The sequence below is a fragment of the Novosphingobium sp. genome (assembly GCF_965214355.1).
Classification (GTDB): Bacteria; Pseudomonadota; Alphaproteobacteria; order Sphingomonadales; family Sphingomonadaceae; genus Novosphingobium.
On the sequence record NZ_CBDCBI010000002.1, the window covers coordinates 2387860 to 2406474 of the forward strand.

The 18615-nt window shown below is 64.7% G+C and carries 16 protein-coding genes; 9 read left to right on the forward strand and 7 right to left on the reverse strand.

Annotation, left to right across the window (positions count from 1 at the left end; genetic code table 11):
* Nucleotides 1–161 precede the first annotated feature (161 nt).
* On the forward strand, nucleotides 162–1109 hold the full coding sequence (locus ACOOE2_RS11245) for a LysR family transcriptional regulator (RefSeq protein ID WP_420383091.1): 948 nt from the start codon (nucleotides 162–164) through the stop codon (nucleotides 1107–1109).
* Between the two features lie 193 nt (nucleotides 1110–1302).
* Here ACOOE2_RS11245 and ACOOE2_RS11250 read toward each other — a convergent pair whose 3' ends face one another.
* Both ACOOE2_RS11250 and glpK read right to left on the reverse strand, forming a co-directional pair.
* On the reverse strand, nucleotides 1303–1431 hold the full coding sequence (locus ACOOE2_RS11250) for a hypothetical protein (protein WP_420383092.1): 129 nt from the start codon (nucleotides 1429–1431) through the stop codon (nucleotides 1303–1305).
* A gap of 50 nt (nucleotides 1432–1481) precedes the next feature.
* The gene (gene glpK, locus ACOOE2_RS11255) at nucleotides 1482–2972 is read right to left on the reverse strand and encodes a glycerol kinase GlpK (protein WP_420383093.1); all 1491 of its coding nucleotides are present in this window, start codon (nucleotides 2970–2972) and stop codon (nucleotides 1482–1484) included.
* Nucleotides 2973–3084: 112 nt separating this feature from the next.
* On the opposite strand from glpK, the gene ACOOE2_RS11260 reads away from it, so the two are divergent.
* From ACOOE2_RS11260 to ACOOE2_RS11270, 3 genes are all read left to right on the forward strand, one after another.
* Nucleotides 3085–4629, forward strand: a complete 1545-nt coding sequence (locus ACOOE2_RS11260) for a glycerol-3-phosphate dehydrogenase (RefSeq protein WP_420383094.1) — start codon at nucleotides 3085–3087, stop codon at nucleotides 4627–4629.
* Nucleotides 4630–4634: 5 nt separating this feature from the next.
* On the forward strand, nucleotides 4635–5408 hold the full coding sequence (locus tag ACOOE2_RS11265; RefSeq protein WP_420383095.1) for a DeoR/GlpR family DNA-binding transcription regulator: 774 nt from the start codon (nucleotides 4635–4637) through the stop codon (nucleotides 5406–5408).
* 170 nt (nucleotides 5409–5578) lie between these two features.
* The gene (locus tag ACOOE2_RS11270) at nucleotides 5579–7345 is read left to right on the forward strand and encodes an ABC transporter ATP-binding protein (RefSeq protein ID WP_420383096.1); all 1767 of its coding nucleotides are present in this window, start codon (nucleotides 5579–5581) and stop codon (nucleotides 7343–7345) included.
* Nucleotides 7346–7353: 8 nt separating this feature from the next.
* Here ACOOE2_RS11270 and ACOOE2_RS11275 read toward each other — a convergent pair whose 3' ends face one another.
* From ACOOE2_RS11275 to ACOOE2_RS11290, 4 genes are all read right to left on the reverse strand, one after another.
* Entirely contained in the window at nucleotides 7354–7635 is a 282-nt protein-coding gene (locus tag ACOOE2_RS11275) for a DUF427 domain-containing protein (protein ID WP_420383097.1), read from the reverse strand.
* Between the two features lie 277 nt (nucleotides 7636–7912).
* Nucleotides 7913–9700, reverse strand: coding sequence for an acyl-CoA dehydrogenase C-terminal domain-containing protein (locus ACOOE2_RS11280; protein WP_420383098.1), 1788 nt, complete (start codon nucleotides 9698–9700; stop codon nucleotides 7913–7915).
* Between the two features lie 18 nt (nucleotides 9701–9718).
* Nucleotides 9719–12037: a 3-hydroxyacyl-CoA dehydrogenase NAD-binding domain-containing protein gene (locus tag ACOOE2_RS11285; RefSeq protein ID WP_420383099.1), complete on the reverse strand. Its 2319-nt coding sequence runs from the start codon at nucleotides 12035–12037 to the stop codon at nucleotides 9719–9721.
* Complete coding sequence (locus ACOOE2_RS11290) at nucleotides 12034–13170, reverse strand: thiolase family protein (RefSeq protein ID WP_420383100.1); 1137 nt, start codon at nucleotides 13168–13170, stop codon at nucleotides 12034–12036. Before ACOOE2_RS11290 ends, ACOOE2_RS11285 begins: the two co-directional genes overlap by 4 nt.
* Nucleotides 13171–13348: 178 nt before the next feature.
* Here ACOOE2_RS11290 and ACOOE2_RS11295 point away from each other — a divergent pair, with 178 nt between their 5' ends.
* From ACOOE2_RS11295 to ACOOE2_RS11315, 5 genes are all read left to right on the forward strand, one after another.
* Nucleotides 13349–13789, forward strand: coding sequence for a DUF2147 domain-containing protein (locus ACOOE2_RS11295; RefSeq protein WP_420383101.1), 441 nt, complete (start codon nucleotides 13349–13351; stop codon nucleotides 13787–13789).
* 132 nt (nucleotides 13790–13921) lie between these two features.
* Nucleotides 13922–14368, forward strand: coding sequence for a DUF2147 domain-containing protein (locus ACOOE2_RS11300; RefSeq protein WP_420383102.1), 447 nt, complete (start codon nucleotides 13922–13924; stop codon nucleotides 14366–14368).
* 54 nt (nucleotides 14369–14422) lie between these two features.
* On the forward strand, nucleotides 14423–15757 hold the full coding sequence (locus tag ACOOE2_RS11305) for an OmpP1/FadL family transporter (RefSeq protein WP_420383103.1): 1335 nt from the start codon (nucleotides 14423–14425) through the stop codon (nucleotides 15755–15757).
* Between the two features lie 24 nt (nucleotides 15758–15781).
* Entirely contained in the window at nucleotides 15782–17461 is a 1680-nt protein-coding gene (locus tag ACOOE2_RS11310; protein ID WP_420383104.1) for a long-chain-fatty-acid--CoA ligase, read from the forward strand.
* Nucleotides 17462–17513: 52 nt separating this feature from the next.
* A complete protein-coding gene (locus tag ACOOE2_RS11315; RefSeq protein WP_420383105.1) occupies nucleotides 17514–17951 on the forward strand; it encodes a MerR family transcriptional regulator in 438 nt (145 codons plus the stop codon).
* 22 nt (nucleotides 17952–17973) lie between these two features.
* Here the strand turns inward: ACOOE2_RS11315 and ACOOE2_RS11320 are convergent, their stop codons facing one another.
* Nucleotides 17974–18540, reverse strand: coding sequence for a cytochrome b (locus ACOOE2_RS11320; protein WP_420383106.1), 567 nt, complete (start codon nucleotides 18538–18540; stop codon nucleotides 17974–17976).
* Nucleotides 18541–18615 lie beyond the last annotated feature (75 nt).

The following is an 18615-nucleotide window of genomic DNA, read 5'->3' on the forward strand; positions in this document are numbered from 1 at the left end:
CGGCGGTTCGATCGCATGCCGGGGCGCGATGCCGCTAATCCCAATATGTCATGGCCGTATGTGATTTTCTGGTCGCGCCCCTGCGTATGTTGCGCAGCGTCGGTTTGAGTGCATAGTCGGCGGGCATTCACAAGGGAGGCACCACGATCGCAAACACCCGTTTGATCAACCGGCGCTGGCTACCGCTGAACGCGTTGCGCGCCTTCGAGGCGGTGGGCCGTCACCTCAGCTTTACCGCAGGCGCGCAGGCGCTGACGGTGTCGCAAAGCGCGATGAGCCGCCATGTCTCGAGCCTGGAAGACCTGATCGGCAAACCGCTGTTCGACCGCTCGGCCAACGGCCTGCGGCTGACGCCGGCGGGCGAGATCCTGCTGCCGGTGGTGGCCAAATGCCTCGACCGGCTGGAAGAAACGATCAACACCGTGCGCAACCATGACAGCGAGAGCCCGGCACTGCGCCTGCATATTCCGCCATCGCTACTGTACCAGACCGCGCTGCCGCTGCTCCACGGGTTTCGCCGCGATCATCCCGAGATCCGCATCGATGTCACCACCTCGAACGGTATCGGCACGCCCGCGGGCAATATCGACATGGCGATCGTGTTCGACCGGCCGAGCGTCGATGACCGCGTGACCGATCTGTTGTGGATGGTCCGCGTGGCGCCGCTGTGCTCGCCAGAAACCTGGCGCGGGCATGAGGACAAATCGCTGGAAGCTTTCTTGCGGGCGTCGGAATTGCTGCATGTCAGGATCGACGACGAACCGCGCGGCCTGCGCTGGAGCACATATGCCGATCAGCAGCGGATGCACATCGACACCAGTGGCGGGCTGGCGTTCGACACGGCATATTCGGCGGTGCGTTACGCCATCGGCGCGACCGGCGTGTTGCTGACCGATATCGACATGTTCGCCGACGAAATCGCGGCAGGCAACCTGATCATGCCCTACGCCAATATCGCCGCCGACGGCTTTGGCTATTATCTGAAAACCCACGCCGAAGACCTGTCTGACCCGAAAATCTTCCTGCTGCGCGACCGGATCATCAGCCATTTTTCGCGCGGCGGACTGACGCCAGCCGAAGACGTGCAACAGATGGCACCGGGCGGCTAAATCCTCCCCGGCACGGGGAGGGGGACCACGCGAAGCAGTGGTGGAGGGGCGGTGCCTCCGGGCGCTCGCTCGCCGCAACGCGCTACGGCGCAAACGACGATGGCGCGATCGGGCGAGGTTTGCGTCCAGCCGCACCGCCCCTCCACCACCCTGCGGGCGGTCCCCCTCCCCGCCCCGGGGAGGATTAAACATTTCAGCTGTTCTGCGCCTGGCCGGTCGGTTCGACGCGGACGGCGTCGAAACCGGCAAACATCGATACCACAGCCAGACCCAGCGCCAGCGCGGCGATGACGAGGCCGACCTGAATGTAGCGTTTTTTCATTATTGTCCCGCCCCCAATCCTGCATCTGCGTGAACCGGGGGCAGCCCGAATCATCGCTTGGTCAGTGTTCGCGAAACTGCATCCTGCCACTGTGCGACGAGTTTGGCCCGGCGTGACGCATCCATTGCCGGGGCAAATTGTGCACCGCGGCGCCAGGTCTGGCTCAACGCGTCGAGGCCGCCCCACACGCCGACCGCAAGCCCTGCATGAAACGCCGCGCCAAGCGCGGTTGTTTCGACATGTTCGGGCCGTTCCACCGGTGTATCTAGCAGATCGGCGAGGAACTGGCACAGCCAGTCATTGGCCGCCATGCCGCCATCCACGCGCAGCGTCGGTGGCCAGTTTGCGCCATCGGCGACCATCGTCACGGCCAGATCGCGCGTCTGGAACCCGACCGCCTCCAGCGCGGCGCGCGCCAGGTGCGCCTGCGTCGTGCCCAGCGTCAGGCCGTAGATCGCGCCGCGCGCATCGGGGTCCCAATGGGGCGCACCAAGGCCGGTGAAGGCCGGCACCATCGTCACGCCATGCGCGTCCTCGACACTGGTCGCCATATCCTGAGTCTGACTGGCATGCGTGATCACGCCCAGCCCGTCGCGAAGCCATTTGACCGCCGCACCCGCAATAAAAATCGCGCCTTCCAGCGCATAGGTCATCTGACCGTTCAGCCGATAGGCCGGCGTGGTCAGCAATCCGCCATGCGATGTCAGCGCCGTTGTCCCGGTGTTGAGCAACATGAAACAGCCGGTGCCATAGGTCGACTTGGTTTCGCCGGGCTGAAAACACACCTGGCCAAACAGCGCCGCCTGCTGATCGCCGGCCATGCCTGCAATCGGGATCGCAGCATCGAACAGGCCGGGCGCGGTCGTGCCGAACACATGGCTGTTGTCCTCCACTTGCGGCAGGATCGCCATCGGCACACGCAGGATGCGGCACAGGTCTTCGTCCCATTGCTGGCGATGGATATCATAGACGAGCGAGCGTCCGGCGTTGGTCACGTCGGTCGCATGTACTTTGCCGCCGGTCAGGCGCCACAGCAGGAAACAGTCGATCGTGCCGAATGCCAGCTCGCCGCGTTCTGCCCGCGCGCGCGCGCCAGGCACATGGTCGAGGATCCACGCGATCTTCGTGCCTGAAAAATACGGATCGAGCACCAGCCCGGTGCGCGCCTTGAACAGCGCCTCGTGGCCCTCGGCCTTCAGCGCATGGCACGTCTCGGCCGTGCGGCGGTCCTGCCACACGATCGCGCGGTGGATCGTCTCGCCGCTTGCGCGGTCCCAGATCACCGTGGTTTCACGCTGGTTGGTGATGCCGATTGCGGCGATATCCGTCGCAGTCAGGCCGGCCTTTGCGATGGCCTCGCGCGCCACGGCCTGCGTATCGCGCCAGATATCTTCGGGATCATGCTCGACCCAGCCGGCCTGCGGGTAATGCTGCGCGAATTCCGCCTGCGCCGTGGCCACTGGCCGTGCGTCGGTGTCAAAGACGATGGCCCGGGTCGATGTGGTGCCCTGGTCGATCGCCAGAATATGGTTCGCGCGCATGGAATGCCCTCTCGCATTTTCGTTTCATGTTCGTTATATCGAATTCAAGTTCGTTTCAAATTCGTTTTTTGCGTGATGCGCGTTGCGTAGCGCCCGTTCGGAGCATTTCACCATGGCCCTTCCGGATCAAGCCCCGGACGTCACGGACGATGTGATCGTCGATCTGCTGATCGCAGGCGGCGGGATCAATGGCGCCGGCATCGCGCGCGATGCCGCCGGGCGCGGTCTGTCGGTCATGCTGGTCGAGGCCGAGGATCTGGCACAGCACACCTCGTCGGCCTCGACCAAGCTGATCCACGGCGGCCTGCGCTATCTCGAATACGGCGAATTCCGGCTGGTGCGCGAGGCGTTGATCGAGCGCGAACGGCTATGGGGCATGGCGCCGCATATCATCTGGCCGCTGCGGTTCGTGCTGCCGCAACTGCATTCGCCGCGCCCGGCGTGGATGGTCCGGCTGGGCCTGTTCCTGTACGATCACCTGGGCGGCCGCAAACGCCTGCCCGCGACCGAAACGATCGACCTGCGCACCGCGCCGCAGGGCAAAGGGCTCAATCCCGGCACCAGCAAGGCGTTCATCTATTCCGACTGCTGGGTCGAGGACAGCCGCCTGGTCGTGCTGAACGCGATGGACGCGCAGGCGCGCGGCGCGCAGATCTTCACCCGCACCCGGCTGGTTTCGGCGCGGCGCGGCGGCAAGACCTGGCTGGCCACCATTGCCGACAGCCGTGGGCAGCGCACCGTGCGCGCACGCGGCATCGTCAATGCGGCCGGACCCTGGGTCGAGGATGTCATCCAACGCACCGCGGACCCGGCAACCACAGGCAACGCGCGCACCCGCGGCGTGCGCCTGATCAAGGGCAGCCACATCGTGCTGCCCCGCCTGTATGAAGGCGATCACGCCTTCATGCTGCAGAACCCCGATCGCCGCATCGTTTTTGCCATTCCCTACGAGGGCGAATTCACGCTGATCGGCACCACCGACGAAGCCTGGACCGCGCCGCCGGGACCCGCGACGATATCCCAGGGCGAAATCGACTATCTGCTCGAGACGGTGCAGCGCTATTTCGCGGTCAATATCGGCCCCGAAAACATACGCTGGACATATTCGGGCATCCGCCCGCTGTACGACGACCATGCCGCCAGCGCGTCGGCGGTGACGCGCGATTATGTGCTCGATGTCGATGCCCAGGACGGCGCGGCGCCGCTGCTCAGCGTGTTCGGCGGCAAGATCACCACATTTCGCAAACTGGCCGAACATGCGCTGGAAAAACTCGGCCCCCATTTTCCGATGGCCGGGCCTGCATGGACCGCCGGCGCAGTCCTGCCCGGCGGCGATCTGCCGGGCGGCGATTTCGACGCTTATGTCGCAGAACTCGCCAACGAGCGCCCCGGTCTGCCCCGCCCGCTGCTGCGCCGGCTGGCGCGCGCCTATGGCACCCGGACCGAACACGTTCTGGCCGGCGCGCGCACGATCGAGGACCTGGGCCGCGATTTCGGCGCCGGTTTGACCGAAGCGGAACTGACGTATCTTGCACGCAACGAATGGGCGGTGACCGCGCAGGATGTGTTGTGGCGGCGCAGCAAGATGGGTCTGCACGTGTTGCCGCAGACCGAGGCCCAGGTAGACGCGTTCTATGCCGCGTTGCAGGATGGCTGAGCGCGGTGGCTAAGCGCGGCGCCAGTGCAGCGCGAAGAGCGGCGATCCTGTCGGCGGTGCGCCGCGCGGGCGAAGCCAATGTCGCCGCCCTGTCCGCGCAATTCGACGTTACGCCGCAAACGATCCGCCGCGATCTCAACCACCTGGCCGATCGCAACCTGATCGCGCGCGTCCACGGCGGTGCCGAACTCGGGTCGGGCATCGCCAATGCGCGATATGACGAACGGCGAGGCATGGCCGCCGGCGCCAAGGCGCGCATCGGCGCCGCCGCCGCCGCGCTCGTGCCCGAAGGCGCATCGTTGTTCATCAACATCGGCACGACCACCGAGGCAGTCGCGCGCCATCTGGCTGCTCACAAGAACCTGCTGGTGGTGACCAACAACCTGAATGTCGTCGATTGCCTGATCGGCCACGAGGGCATTGCCGTGATCGCGGTCGGCGGCCATGTCCGCGTGGGCGACCGTGCGGTGATCGGCGCCTTGGCCGACCAGTTCATCGACAACTTCCGCGTCGATCTGGCGCTGATCGGCACCTCGGGGCTGACCATCGAAGGCGACCTCGTGGATTTCGACGCAGACGAAGTGCTCGTTGCTCGCCGCATCATCCGCCAGGCCAAGACCGTGATCCTGGTCGCGGACAGCACCAAGATCGGCCGCGCCGCGCCGATCCGCATCGCCGGCGCCGACGCGATCGATCACCTGGTGACCGACCGCGTGACCAGTTCGGAACTGCGCTTTGCACTGGCCGGCCACGGCGTGCTGGTGACCGAAACGGACTAGCGGCTTGCGGCTCCTGCCCGCTGCAAGGCAAGGCCGGGCAATTGGGCCACATGTGGTCGCACATTCGGACACGTCCGGAAAATTGTATTTACGTCACATTGCCGATCGCGCAGTCTTGCCCGGTGTGTGTTGCGACGCACAATCCGCTCGCCTCCAGACAGGAGCCGCTGTTGCCGTTTCTTGCCAGTCCGATGCGATTTCTGATCCACTACGTCGCGGTCAGGCCGTGGTCCTATGCACTGCTCACGCTGATCGTGATCGCGGGCTCGGCCAGTTCGGTCGGCGTCCAATACGCGATGAAACTGCTGATCGATGCAATGACCGGGCCGCACCACACTTTGGCGGGCGTGCATCTGGCGCTGGCCGCCTTCGTGGCGCTGGTGGTGCTCGAAAACGGATTTGCGCGGTTATCGGCGGTGGTGCTTGCGCTGATTACCGTGGCGTCGGGCGTGCGCATCAGGCTCGACATGTTCGATTATCTGATCGGGCATCAGCTGTCGTTCTTTCAGAGCCAGCGTTCGGGCGCGCTCGGGCATCGGGTGTCCGCGCTCAGCGCGTCGTTCGCCACGATGATCCACCGCATCCTGTTGCAGATCTTGCCGCCGTTGATCACGTTCGTCGGCGCGCTGCTCATTTTCGTGTCGATCGATTGGGCCATGGCGGCGGTGCTCGCGGTGTTCTTCCTGGCGATCAGCCTCGCGCTGATCCGGCTGGGTGCGCGGGGCGACAGCCATCACCAGGATTTCGCGCGGACGAGCGGCGACGGCAGCGGCGAATTGATCGATATCCTCAGCAATATCTGGTCGGTGAAAGCGTTTGCGGCGCGCCAGCGCGAATCCCTGCGCCTGCGCGGGTTCTTCAGGAACGAGGCCAAGGCGCAGCGCCGGGCTTGGTATTTCGTCGAGGGCATTCGCGCGCTGCACGATCTTGCGCTGGTCCTGCTGGTCGGCGGAACCCTGACCTGGGCGGTGTGGCGCTGGTCCGCCGGCGCCATTTCGGCGGGCGATGTCGTGGTGGTCAGCGCAATGACCTTTCGCATGCTCAATGGATCGCGCGATCTGGCGATGGCACTGATCGAAACGAACCAGCAGGCGAGCTATCTGGCCGAAACGCTGTCGGTGATCGGCGTGCCGCAAACGCTGGTCGACGCGCCGGGCGCGCCGCCGCTGCGGCGCGGCGACGGATCGATCCGGCTCGAGCGCGTCACATTCGGCTACGATCCACAGGCGCCGGTGCTCCACGACGTGTCGATCACGGTGCCGGCGGGCCAGAAAGTCGGTATTGTCGGGCCTTCGGGTGCGGGCAAATCGTCGATCCTGCATCTGGTGCAGCGCCTGTCGGACGCACAGACCGGCACCGTGCTGGTCGATGGCCAGCGGGTCGACACGGTGCAGCAGGAAAGCCTGCACAAGGCTCTGGCGGTCGTGCCGCAGGAAGTTTTGCTGTTCCACCGGTCGATCCTGGAAAACATCCGCTTCGCCCGCCCCGATGCGACCGACGAGGCGGTGCATCGTGCGGCGCAGGCCGCGCGGTGCGCCCGCTTTATCGAACAGATGCCCGACGGGTACGACACTTTGGTGGGCGAACGCGGCACCAATCTTTCGGGTGGTCAGCGGCAACGCATCGGGATCGCGCGCGCGTTTCTGAAGGATGCCCGGATCGTCCTGCTGGACGAGGCGACCGCGGCGCTCGACACTGGCGCCGAACTGGAAGTGCAGCAAGGGCTCGATGCGCTGGTCGCGGATCGCACGGTGCTGGCCGTGGCCCACCGGCTGTCGACGGTAATCGCATTCGACCGGATCCTGGTGATCGAAAACGGCCGCGTGGTCGAAGACGGCCCGCCGATGACGCTGCTCGAAAAGGGCGGCACGTTCCAGCGGCTGTGGGCCATGCAGGTCGAGGGGCTGGACATGTCGGATGTCGCGCCCCTCGGCTAGTCCTGCCGTTACGCGACAGTCACGCCCTTCCAGAACGCGATGCGGTCGCGGATATTTTCCGCTTTTTCCTTGGGCTCGGGGTAATACCACGCGGCATCGCGGTTTTCGGCGCCATCGACATTGAGCGTGTGATAGTGCGCGGTGCCTTTCCACGGGCAGAATGACGTCGTCGCGCTGGGCCGCAACAGCGAAGCGTCGACCGCGCTTGCCGGGAAATAGTGATTGCCTTCAACGACGACGGTGTCGTCGCTGCTGGCGATCAGGGTGCCGTTCCATCGTGCTTCGACCATTGGTTCTCTCCTGTGGTTGTGAAGGCACCAGATGGTGCCGTGATGACGAAAGATCTACCCTGCCCTTTGTGGCATGGGGGCTGCTTAACGCGCCACACAAATCCTCCCCGGCACGGGGAGGGGGACCGCCCGCAGGGTGGTGGAGGGGCCAAGCCCCAAGGGATCACTTCACCAGGACACGCTGTTCACCAGCGGCCCATCGTAAGGTTTCACCATGAGGCGCCGCCCCTCCACCACTGCTTCGCGTGGTCCCCCTCCCCGTTCCGGGGAGGATTGATCAGAACGCCGCTTCTGCGAGCGCCATTGTCGAGGCCTTGCCCGCTTTGATCGCCAGGAATGCCGCGGTCGCCTGCGGCAGCAGGCGGTCGAAGAAGAACTGCGCGGTCTGGATCTTCGCGGTGTAGAATGCCGTTTCGTCCGTGCCTTCGGTCAGCCGGGCCTGCGCCACCTTGACCGCGCGGGCAAAACAATACGCCATCGCGACCAGCCCCAACAGGCGCAGATAATCGGTTGCCGCCGCGCCCGCTTCCTCGGGATCGCGCATGCCGCGCTCGGCGATCATCGCCGTCGCGCCCTGCAACGCTTCGAACGCGCGTTTCAGGCCGGTGATGAACGGGGCCAGCGCCGCATCGGTGTAGTCTTCGATAAATGCCGAGATGGGGTGAAACAGCCCGCGCAGCACGCGGCCCATGTTGGCGGGCAACTTGCGCCCGACCAGGTCGAGCGCCTGGATGCCATTGGTGCCTTCGTACAGCATCGCGATCCGGGCATCGCGCATATACTGCTCGACCCCGCTTTCGCGGATAAAACCATGTCCGCCATAGACCTGTACCGCCAGGCTGGCGCTTTCGAGGCCCAGGTCGGTGAACAGCGCCTTGACCACCGGGGTCATCAGCGCGACGAAATCGGCCGCCTGCGCGCGGGTTTCGGCATCCTGGCCATGTTTTTCGGCATCGAGCGCGCGCGACACCCAGCCGGCAATGCCCCGGCACCCTTCGTTCCAGGCGCGCATCGTCAGCAGCATGCGGCGCACATCGGGATGTACGATAATCGAATCCGCCGGTTTGTCGGGGCTTTTCGTGCCCGACAGCGAACGGCCCTGCCCGCGATCCTTGGCATACCACACTGCCGCCTGATAAGCGGCCTCGCCGACGCCGAGCCCCTGGATGCCCACCCCCACGCGTTCGGCATTCATCATCGTGAACATCGCCTCGAGCCCGCGATGGGGTTCGCCGACCAGCCACCCGGTAGCGTCTTCGAACAGCATCTGGCATGTCGCCGACGCCTTGATGCCCATCTTGTGCTCGATCGCGGTGCAGCGCGCGCCGTTGCGCACCGACCATTGCCCGGATGCGTCGGGCAGCAGTTTGGGCACGAGAAACAGGCTGATGCCTTTCACGCCCCTGGGCGCGTCGGGCAGGCGCGCCAGCACCAGATGGACGATATTGTCGGTCAGGTCGTGTTCGCCCGCCGAAATGAATATCTTTGCGCCCGATACCTTGTAGCCGCCCTGGCCATCGGGATCCGCACGCGTGCGCAGCAGGCCCAGATCCGTGCCGCATTGCGGCTCGGTCAGGCACATCGTCCCCGACCATTCCCCGCTGACCATCCTGGGCAGATATGTCGCTTTCAACGCATCGTCGGCATAGCCGTCGATCGCCGCGATCGCGCCATTGGTCAGGCCGGGATACAGGCTGAACGACATGTTTGCCGCGCACACCATTTCATCGACCAGCTTGCCCAGCGCTTCGGGCAGGCCCTGCCCGCCCCATTGCGTCGGCAGCACCAGCGCATTCCAACCGCCCGCGACAAACTGGTCCCACGCCGGCTTGAACCCCCTGGGCGTGCGCACCACGCCGTTTTCGAAATGGCAGCCTTCTTCGTCGCCGCTCAGATTGAGCGGCGCGATCACGCCATCGCACAGCTTTGCCGCCTCGATCAGCACCGCATCGACGATATCGGGCGTGACATCGGCAAAGGCGGGAAGATCGCCAAAGCCGTCATCGGTGTGCAACTCGTTGAACACAAAGCGCATGTCGCGCAAGGGAGGGGTATAGACCTGCATGGGTGGCTGTCCTTCAGTTCAATTTCTAAGGGGCTTGCCGGTCGTCAGCATATGCTCGACCCGCGCTTGCGTTCCGGGGTTGCGCACGAGCGCCAGGAAGCCCTTGCGCTCCAGCGCCAGCAGGTCGCCCTCGCTGACGGTATCGACCAGGTCGGCCTCGCCGCCGGTCAGCACGTCGGCCAGGTATCCTGCAACGACGCCATCATACGCCGTCGCCTTGCCCTGCGCCTGGAACCCTTCGACCGCGAGCATGATCGCAGCCTTGCCGCCGGCTCCCGGCAGGCGGAACGTGGGCGGCGCAGGCGGCGCATAGCCGGGCACCAATGCCAGTGCACGGGCCTTGGCATCGGCAAGCAACCGGTCGCGGTTCATCGAGATACCATCGCCCGCGCGCAGGAACCCCAGTTCCATCGCCTGCGCCGCCGATTTCGATACGGTCGCGGTCGAAATCGTTTCGAACACTTTGGTCACCGCGGGCATCGGCCCTTTGGGCAGGCCCGGCATCGCCTGCCACCGCGCCAGCAATTCGCCGCACCCGCCCCAGCCCGGCACCAGCCCGACGCCGCATTCCACCAGGCCGATATAGCTTTCGGCATGCGCCTGCACCGCATCGGCGTGCATCACGATTTCACACCCGCCGCCCAGCGCCATGCCGGCAGGCGCAGCAACCACCGGGAACGGCGCGTATTTCAGCGCCTTGAGCGCCATCTGTCCGCCCGCGACAAGCTTTTCGATTTCGCCCCAGGCCGCGATGTTCACTGCAAACATCGCGAGGCCAAGGTTGGCCCCGGCGGAAAAATTGCTACCCTCGTTATAGACGACCAGAGCCTTGAACTGGCTGGCCACCAGCGGCACGGCCGCCCCGATCAGCTTGAGGATTTCGCCGTCGATGGCATTCATTTTCGACGTGAATTCCAGCACGGCCACGCCGTCGCCGATGTCCCACAGCGACGCCGAGCCATTTTTCAGCAATGGCTTTGCCGTCAGCTTGACATCGCTGAGCAGCAAAACGCCTTCGGCGCGTGCGATATCGTGGTAGGCGCCATCGCTGCCCAGGACCTGCCGCACGCCGGCCTCGATGCGATAAAACGGGCGCCCCGCCGCGATGCGCAGGATATCGGGCACCGCGCGGCCTTCGGCTTCCAGCCGGGCGACAAGATCGGAAACGCCGATCCGGTCGATCAGTTCGAACGGTCCGTATTTCCAGTTGTAGCCAAGCCGCATCGCCGCGTCGATCGCCACCACATCATCGGATGCAGCGGGAACCAGCGCGGCAGCATAGCTGAGCGTTGCGCCCAGGATCGCCCAAGCATAGGCGCCGACTTTGCCGGGCAGTGCCAGCAGTGCGCGCAAGTCTTTCTGCGCGACGCCGGGCAACGAGGCCGGTTTGACTTGCGGGCGGTATTCGCCGGTCGCCAGGTCGATCGCCTCCTTGCGTTTGCCTTCCGCGCGGTTGACGCGGTAAAACCCGCCCTTGCCCTTGCGCCCGGTGTAGCCGTCGGCGATCATGCGGTCGATCAGCGGGTGATCGAGCGCGATCGCCTGGTACGGGTCATCGGCGGGCAGCGTGCTGGTCAGGCTGGCTTTCAGATGCGGCATCAGGTCGATCCCGACCAGATCGACCAGCCCGAAAATCCCGGTACCGGGCACGCCCATCGGCTTGCCCGCGATCGCGTCGGCCTCTTCGACCGACAGCCCCAGTTCGATCGCGGCATTGACCGCGCTTTGCAGCCAGAACGTGCCGACGCGGTTGGCCAGGAACCCGGGCGTATCCTTGCACGCAACGATCGTCTTGCCCAGCGCACGATCGGCAAAGTCGGATACACGCGCGACCAGCGCGGGGTCGCTTTGCGGCCCTGCGACCACTTCGAGCAGGCGCATATAGCGTGGCGGATTGAAGAAATGCGTGATGAAGAAATCGCGCGCGAATGCCTCGCCGCGCCCTTCGACCAAAGCGCCAAGCGGGATGGTCGATGTGTTCGACGTGACCGCCGTGCCCGGCCGGCGGACCGCGTCGAGCTTTTCATACAACGCGTGCTTCAGGTCGAGCCGCTCGATGATCGCCTCGATCACCCAGTCGCATTCGGCGACGCGCGCCAGGTCGTCCTCGATATTGCCGACTTCGACCAGTTTGGCCGCGCGCGACGACATGAATGCCGCGGGTTCTGCCTTTTGGAGCCGCGCCAGCGCGCCTGTTGCCACCGCATTGCGGTCGGCAGGGTCGCGAACAATGTCCAGCAACAGCACCGGAATGCCGGCATTGGCGACTTGCGCGGCAATGCCGGCACCCATTACGCCCGCGCCGATGACGCAGACTTTGGTGATTGCCGGGTTCATCGTACCGCCTCCAGCACGGTCGCAATACCTTGCCCGCCGCCGATGCATTGCGTGGCCAGCGCATAACGGCCGCCGGTGCGCTGCAACAGCGACGCCGCCTTGCCCACGATCCGCGCGCCCGTCGCGCCGAGCGGATGGCCAAGCGCGATTGCGCCGCCATCGAGATTGATCTTTGCCTGGTCGAGCCCGAGGTCGGCGATGCACGCCAGCGCCTGGCTGGCGAACGCCTCGTTCAGTTCGATCACATCGAGATCGGCCACGCCGATGCCGGCACGTGCCAGCGCCTTGCGGCTCGATTCGACCGGACCGATGCCCATGATCTCGGGGCTGCATCCCGAAATCGCAGTCCCTATGATGCGCGCCAGAATGGGCAGGCCGTGCGCGCGGGCGTAGTCTTCGCTGGTGACCAGCACCGCGCTGGCCCCATCGGTCAGCGGCGACGACGTGCCCGCCGTCACCGTGCCGGTCGCGCTGAACGCCGGTTTCAGCCCGGCAAGCGCCTCGGCAGTCGTGCCGGGACGCGGGCAGCCATCCTGATCGACCATGCCCGCTTTCGTAGTGATCGCTACGATTTCATCGGAAAGGTTGCCGGCAGCGATCGCGGCCGCGGCCTTGCGCTGGCTGGCCAGCGCAAACGCTTCCTGCGCGGCGCGGTCGATCGCATAGCGCGTGGCCAGGTTTTCGGCGGTGTCGCCCATGCCGATATAGGCGCTGCTGGTCTTGGCAAGCGCGGGATTGGGCATCGGGTTGAACCCCGACATCGGCACGCGGCTCATGCCTTCGACGCCGGCGGCGATGAACACTTCGCCCGCGCCCAGCGCGATCTGGCCGGCGGCATAGTGGATGGCGCTCATCGACGAGCCGCAAAACCGGTTCATCGTGATCCCGCCTGCCGATAGCGGCAGCCCGGCCAGCAGGCCGATCATCCGCGCGACATTGAGCCCCTGCTCGCCTTCGGGAAACGCGCAGCCGAGCACCAGGTCCTCGATAGCCGAGGGATCGACCCCGGTGCGCTCGACCAGGCCGCGCACGACGGCGGCGGCCAGGTCATCGGGCCGGGTACGCGCCAGCGCGCCTTTGCCGGCAAGGTGAAACGGCGACCGGGCATACCCTGCGATGACGATTCCAGGCATTTCGTGGTTCCTCTGCGGTTTTGATTGCACCCGAATTTGGACCCCGCGCGTTTGCAACAGGCATGGTCGGATCAGGGCACTGTAAAGGTCTGCAACCTTCCCTATACGTCAATTTGTATTTTCGCCAGTGTTTCATCACGGATTACGCCGATTTCCCTCACACGACAGGCCTTATGACATGACCGTATCTTCGAAAAATATTCTTCGCCTCGCGGCAATCTGCGCCCTGCTGGCAGGTGCGGCAGACGCGATGGCAAAGCCCGATCCAGCGGTCGGCCGCTGGGGCACGCCGGCCGATCATGGCATCGTCGATATCCGGTCGTGCGGCGGGGGAATATGCGGGCGGCTGATCGGATCGGATGTCATCCGTTCGACACCGGGCAAGAAAGATTCGCGCAACACCGATACCGCCAAGCGCAACCGGCCCTTGAAAGGCGTCACGCTGCTCAGCGGATTTCACAAGACGGCCAATGGCTGGGATGGCGGATCGGTCTACAACCCCGAGGATGGCCGTACGTACAAGGCGACGATCACGATGGACGGGCCAAACACACTCGATCTGAAAGGCTGCATCGTGTGGCCGGCGTGCAAGACGCAGGAATGGCACCGCACAAGATAAACGCGTCAACCGGGAGATCGGTGCGCTGATCTCCCAAAGGTGTGCAAATTTCCCTATACGTCAATCACCATTTACGTCATACGCTCGGGCACCAATGCCGGTGCCGTCGCGTCGGCGCATGTATGAGGATGTATGAGAATCAAGGATATATCGCGCACCATCCTGGGCCTGGTGGTACTTTGGGGCGGTTTTGCCCACGCCGCAGGGGCACTTGCCCGCGCCGATGACGCACTGGGGCATTGGTCGACGCCCGCCAGGCACGGCGTGGTCGATATCACGACGTGCGGTCAAAGCGTTTGCGGCCATCTGCAATCATCCGACGCGATCAACGCCAACGCAGACGCGCGCGACACACACAACGCCAATGCCACCTTGCGCGGTCAGCCGCTGAAAGGCCTGGCCATGCTGACAGGGTTTGCGCGCGCCGAAAACGGCTGGACCGGCGGCACGATCTACAATCCCGAAGACGGCCATACCTATCGCGCCACGATGACGCTGTCGGGCGCCAACACCCTGATCGTCAAGGGATGCGTAATCTGGCCCTTGTGCAAGACCCAGACGTGGCAGCGCATCCGCTGATAACCTGTTTGTTCGATACCCCCCAACCTCCCCCCTAAAAATCACGGACTTTTCATGACCGACTTTACGCGCACCACCTCACGCGCCACCTCACGTGCTTATGCGGCGGCATTGCTCGCCGGCATTGCGCTGTTTGCCGCCGCACCTGCTTATGCGGCCGGATTTTATCTTCAGGAGCAATCCACACGCGGTACCGGCCGTGCCGATTCGGGCGAAATCGCCGACACCGGCGCCGACAGCCTGTGGTGGAACCCGGCCTCGATCGGCGGCATGACCGGCGGCGATGTGTCGATCAACGCGACCGAAATCCTGCCGCGCGCGACGGTCACTGACACCGGCAGCCTGATCGTGCGCCCCGGCCAGCTTCCTGCCCCGGTCGGCGGCAACCCGGTCACGCGCAACCCGATCAGCAATGGCCTGGTGCCGGCGGGCGCGATTGCGCATGCGCTGACCAGCCGGATCGCAGTCGGCCTGGCGATCAGCGCGCCGTACAATTTCACCACCACGTACGCCACCAACAGCTTTGCGCGCTATGACGCCGAAACCACGCGGCTGCGCACGATCGATATCCAGCCCAGCGTTGCGCTGCATTTCGATGCTGGCAACGGCATCGGCGTGAACTTTGGTGGCGGTGTCAATGTCGAACACTCCACCGCGTCGTTCGGCAACGCGCTGCCCAACCTGTCCGCCGCGCTGCCCGATGGGCAGCAGACCCTGTCGGGCCGTGGCTGGGATGTCGGCTATTCGCTCGGCACCCGAATCGAGGCGGGCCGGCTCAGCCTAGGCGCCAGCTACAAATCGTCGATAAAGCATCATCTCAAGGGCGATATTGCCGTTTCGGGCCTGCTGGGGCCGCTCGCGGCCGAAAACGGCACCACTGCGACAAGCGCGACCTTTGCCACGCCGTGGCAACTGGGTGGTAGCGCACGGTACAAGCTCAACCGCGTGTTCACGCTCGATGCGCAGGTCATCCGCTTTGGCTGGAGCGATTTTTCGGCGATCACCTTGCGTCAGCCGCTGAACACCGCGATCCCGGAAAACTATCGCAACACCTGGAATTACGCGGTCGGCGTGGACGCCGCGGTCGCGCGCGACTGGACCGTGCGCGGCGGGGTGCAGCGCGATATCGCGCCGGTGCGCGACGATCATCGCGATGCGCGCGTGCCCGACAGCAATCGCTGGACCTTTGCCACCGGCGTCAGCCACGAGGTCGCGCGGAATTTGACGCTTGACGGCGCGTTCAATTACATCACGCTGAAATCGGCAACGATCGACGCGCCGACCGAGGCCTATGCCGGGACCCCGGTGGCAACGCCCGTGCTGATGAGCGGTCAGGTCAGGTCGGCGCATGTGCTCATTTTTTCGCTGGGCGGACATCTGCGCTTCTGATCCGATCCAATGACCGAGGGCCCCATGACCGCACCTGCAACAGCGCCGACACCAGACTGGGTCCCGCCCGTGATGCTGGTCGGCGATCTGTTGAGCAACACGGTGCGCGATCATGGGGCGCAGCCGGGGGTCGATTTCCTCGGGCGGTGCTGGACCTGGGGCCAACTCGGCGATCTGGTCACCCGGGCGGCGCGCGGATTGCAGGATCTGGGCCTGCAAAAGGGCGACCGGCTGGCGCTGTGCCTGCCCAACACGCCGCATTACATCGCGTTGTATTACGCCGCAGCGCGCATCGGCGTGGTCGTGGTCAATTGCAATCCGCTGTATACGCCGCACGAATTGCACCATTTGCTGAATGACTCCGGCGCAGTCGCGATCGCGGTGCCCGATGTCGCCGAAATTCACGGCAAAGTGCTGGGTGTCGCGCCCGACAGCGCCTTGCGTTCGATCATCGTGTGCCCGATGGCCGAAATCCTGCCCTGGCCAAAGGCGCTGGGCTGGCGCCTGTTCAAGCGCGCACTCCACGCGCGGATCCCTGCGTCGGCGCCGGGCACGGTCGCGCATGTCGGTTTCGTCAAGCTGACGCTCAGCCGCGCCGGGCCCGATCCGGTCGAACTGATGCCCGACGACCTGGCCGTGTTTCAATACACCGGCGGCACCACGGGCACGCCCAAGGCCGCGATGCTGACCCATCGCAATCTGACCGCCAATGCGCTGCAACAGCACCGCCATATCGGCATCGATTTGCCCCAACCGCAGCGCACGATGGCGGTGCTGCCGTTCTTCCATGTCTTTGCGCTGACTGCAGTGCTCGATTTTTCGGTGCTGATCGGTGCCGAACTGGTGCTGTTGCCGCGCTTTGAGATGAAGGCGATGTGCGCCGCGCTTCGCCGCAAACCGCCGACAATGTTCTTTGGCGTGCCCACGCTGTTCATTGCGATGAATGCGCTGTCCGATGACGATCTGCCCGGCATGAGCCGGATCATTGCGTGCATTTCGGGCGGCGCGCCGCTGCCGTTCGACGTGCGCGAGGCGTTCGAGCACCGCACCGGGGTGCGCATCTGCGAAGGCTATGGCCTGACCGAAGCGTCACCGGTGATCGCGTGCAACCCGGTATTCGGTGAAGCGCGGGCCAATTCGTGCGGCGTGACGTTTCCTGGCACCATCATCGAGATCCGCGATCCCGAAAACCCCGCGCGGATCATGCCGCCGGGCGAGCGCGGCGAAATCTGCGCGCGCGGGCCGCAGGTCATGGCCGGGTACTGGAACAAGCCGGCCGACACCGCCGCGACGTTTGTGGATGGCGCGCTGCGCACCGGCGATGTCGGCTATTTCGACGATGACGGCTACTTGTACCTTGTCGACCGGATCAAGGATGTGATCCTGTGCGGCGGATACAACGTCTATCCGCGCGCGATCGAGGAAGCGGCATACCGCAACCCGGCCATCGAAGAGGCGATCGCGATCGGCATTCCCGATGCGTATCGCGGGCAAAGCCCCAAGCTGTTCGTCAAGCTGCACGAGGGCGCGCAGATTACACCCGACCAATTGCGTGCTTTCATGGCAGAAACGTTGAGCAAGATCGAACTGCCCCGGCAGATCGAGATACGCGACACATTGCCGAAGACGATGATCGGCAAGCTGTCGAAAAAGGAACTGGTCGCCGAAGAGCTGGCGCGTGCTGGGGCCACAGTTGGCCCTTGATATTCGCGGCCATTTCTGATCGGTTCGGCACGCAACGGGGGGCAAGGCAGTGATGACGATTGACATGGCGCCGCAGCCGCCCGCGCCCGAAACCGGCGCTGCGCTGGCCGGCCTCCAAGGCATCAACGATGTCGCGGCGCACCTGGGCATCACCCATCGCGCGCTGCGGTTTTACGAGGACAAGGGCCTGATCGAACCGGCGCGCGTCGGTAACACCCGGATCTATGGCCGGCGCGACGTTGCGCGCATGCAATTGATCCTGCGCGGCAAGCGGCTGGGGTTTTCGATCCGCGAGATCAAGGAATTCCTCGATCTGTACGACGCCGACCCGACCCAGCTCGAACAGATGCACCGTCTGGTGACAGGCATCCGCCAGCGGATCAAGCTGCTGGAGCGGCAGCAAGCGGTGCTTGAAATGACGATTGCGGAACTGCAATTGATGGAAACGCAGGCCTGCGCGCGGATCAGGGAGCTGGGCGCTTCCCAATAACCTCCCCGCCCCCGCACAGGTTCTATTTGCCGTACCACATCCGGCGGAACTGCGGCTGATGGTCGAGGAACTGGTGCTTCAGCGCGCCGGCGATATGCAGGCCCACAATACCGATCAGCACCCAGCTCGAATATTTGTGCACGGTGAACAGGTTCTCGTGCCACCAATCCTTGCCCGCATCGGTCAAACCGCCAAACAGCGGAATGCGGAACCAGGGGATGACGCCGTAGAGCATCAGCGGATGCGTGGCTGCGCCCTTCCATGCGGAATCGTGCAGCCACCCCGCCAGCGGAACGAACACCATCAGCAGATACAGCAAATGGTGGGCACTGACGGACAATTTGCGCTCCCACGGTTTTAGCGAAGGCAGCGGCGCGGGCCCGGGATGGCCGAGTTTCCACAAGAACCGCAACACGAACAGCCCGATGACGGTGATGCCGATCGATTTGTGCAATTCGACGGCCGATCGCGGCGTATCGTCGCTGAACAACAGGCCCTGGACCAGATTGTAGATGATGAACAGCGCCACCAGCCAGTGAAGCGTGACGGCAACCGAGGTATAGCGGCCATTCAACTGTCTTTCGGGCATGATCTGAGAATCTCCGGCAATTGCGATGTCGCACTGTGGCAAAACCTGTCATGGCGCACCACCTGAAAGCGCAGG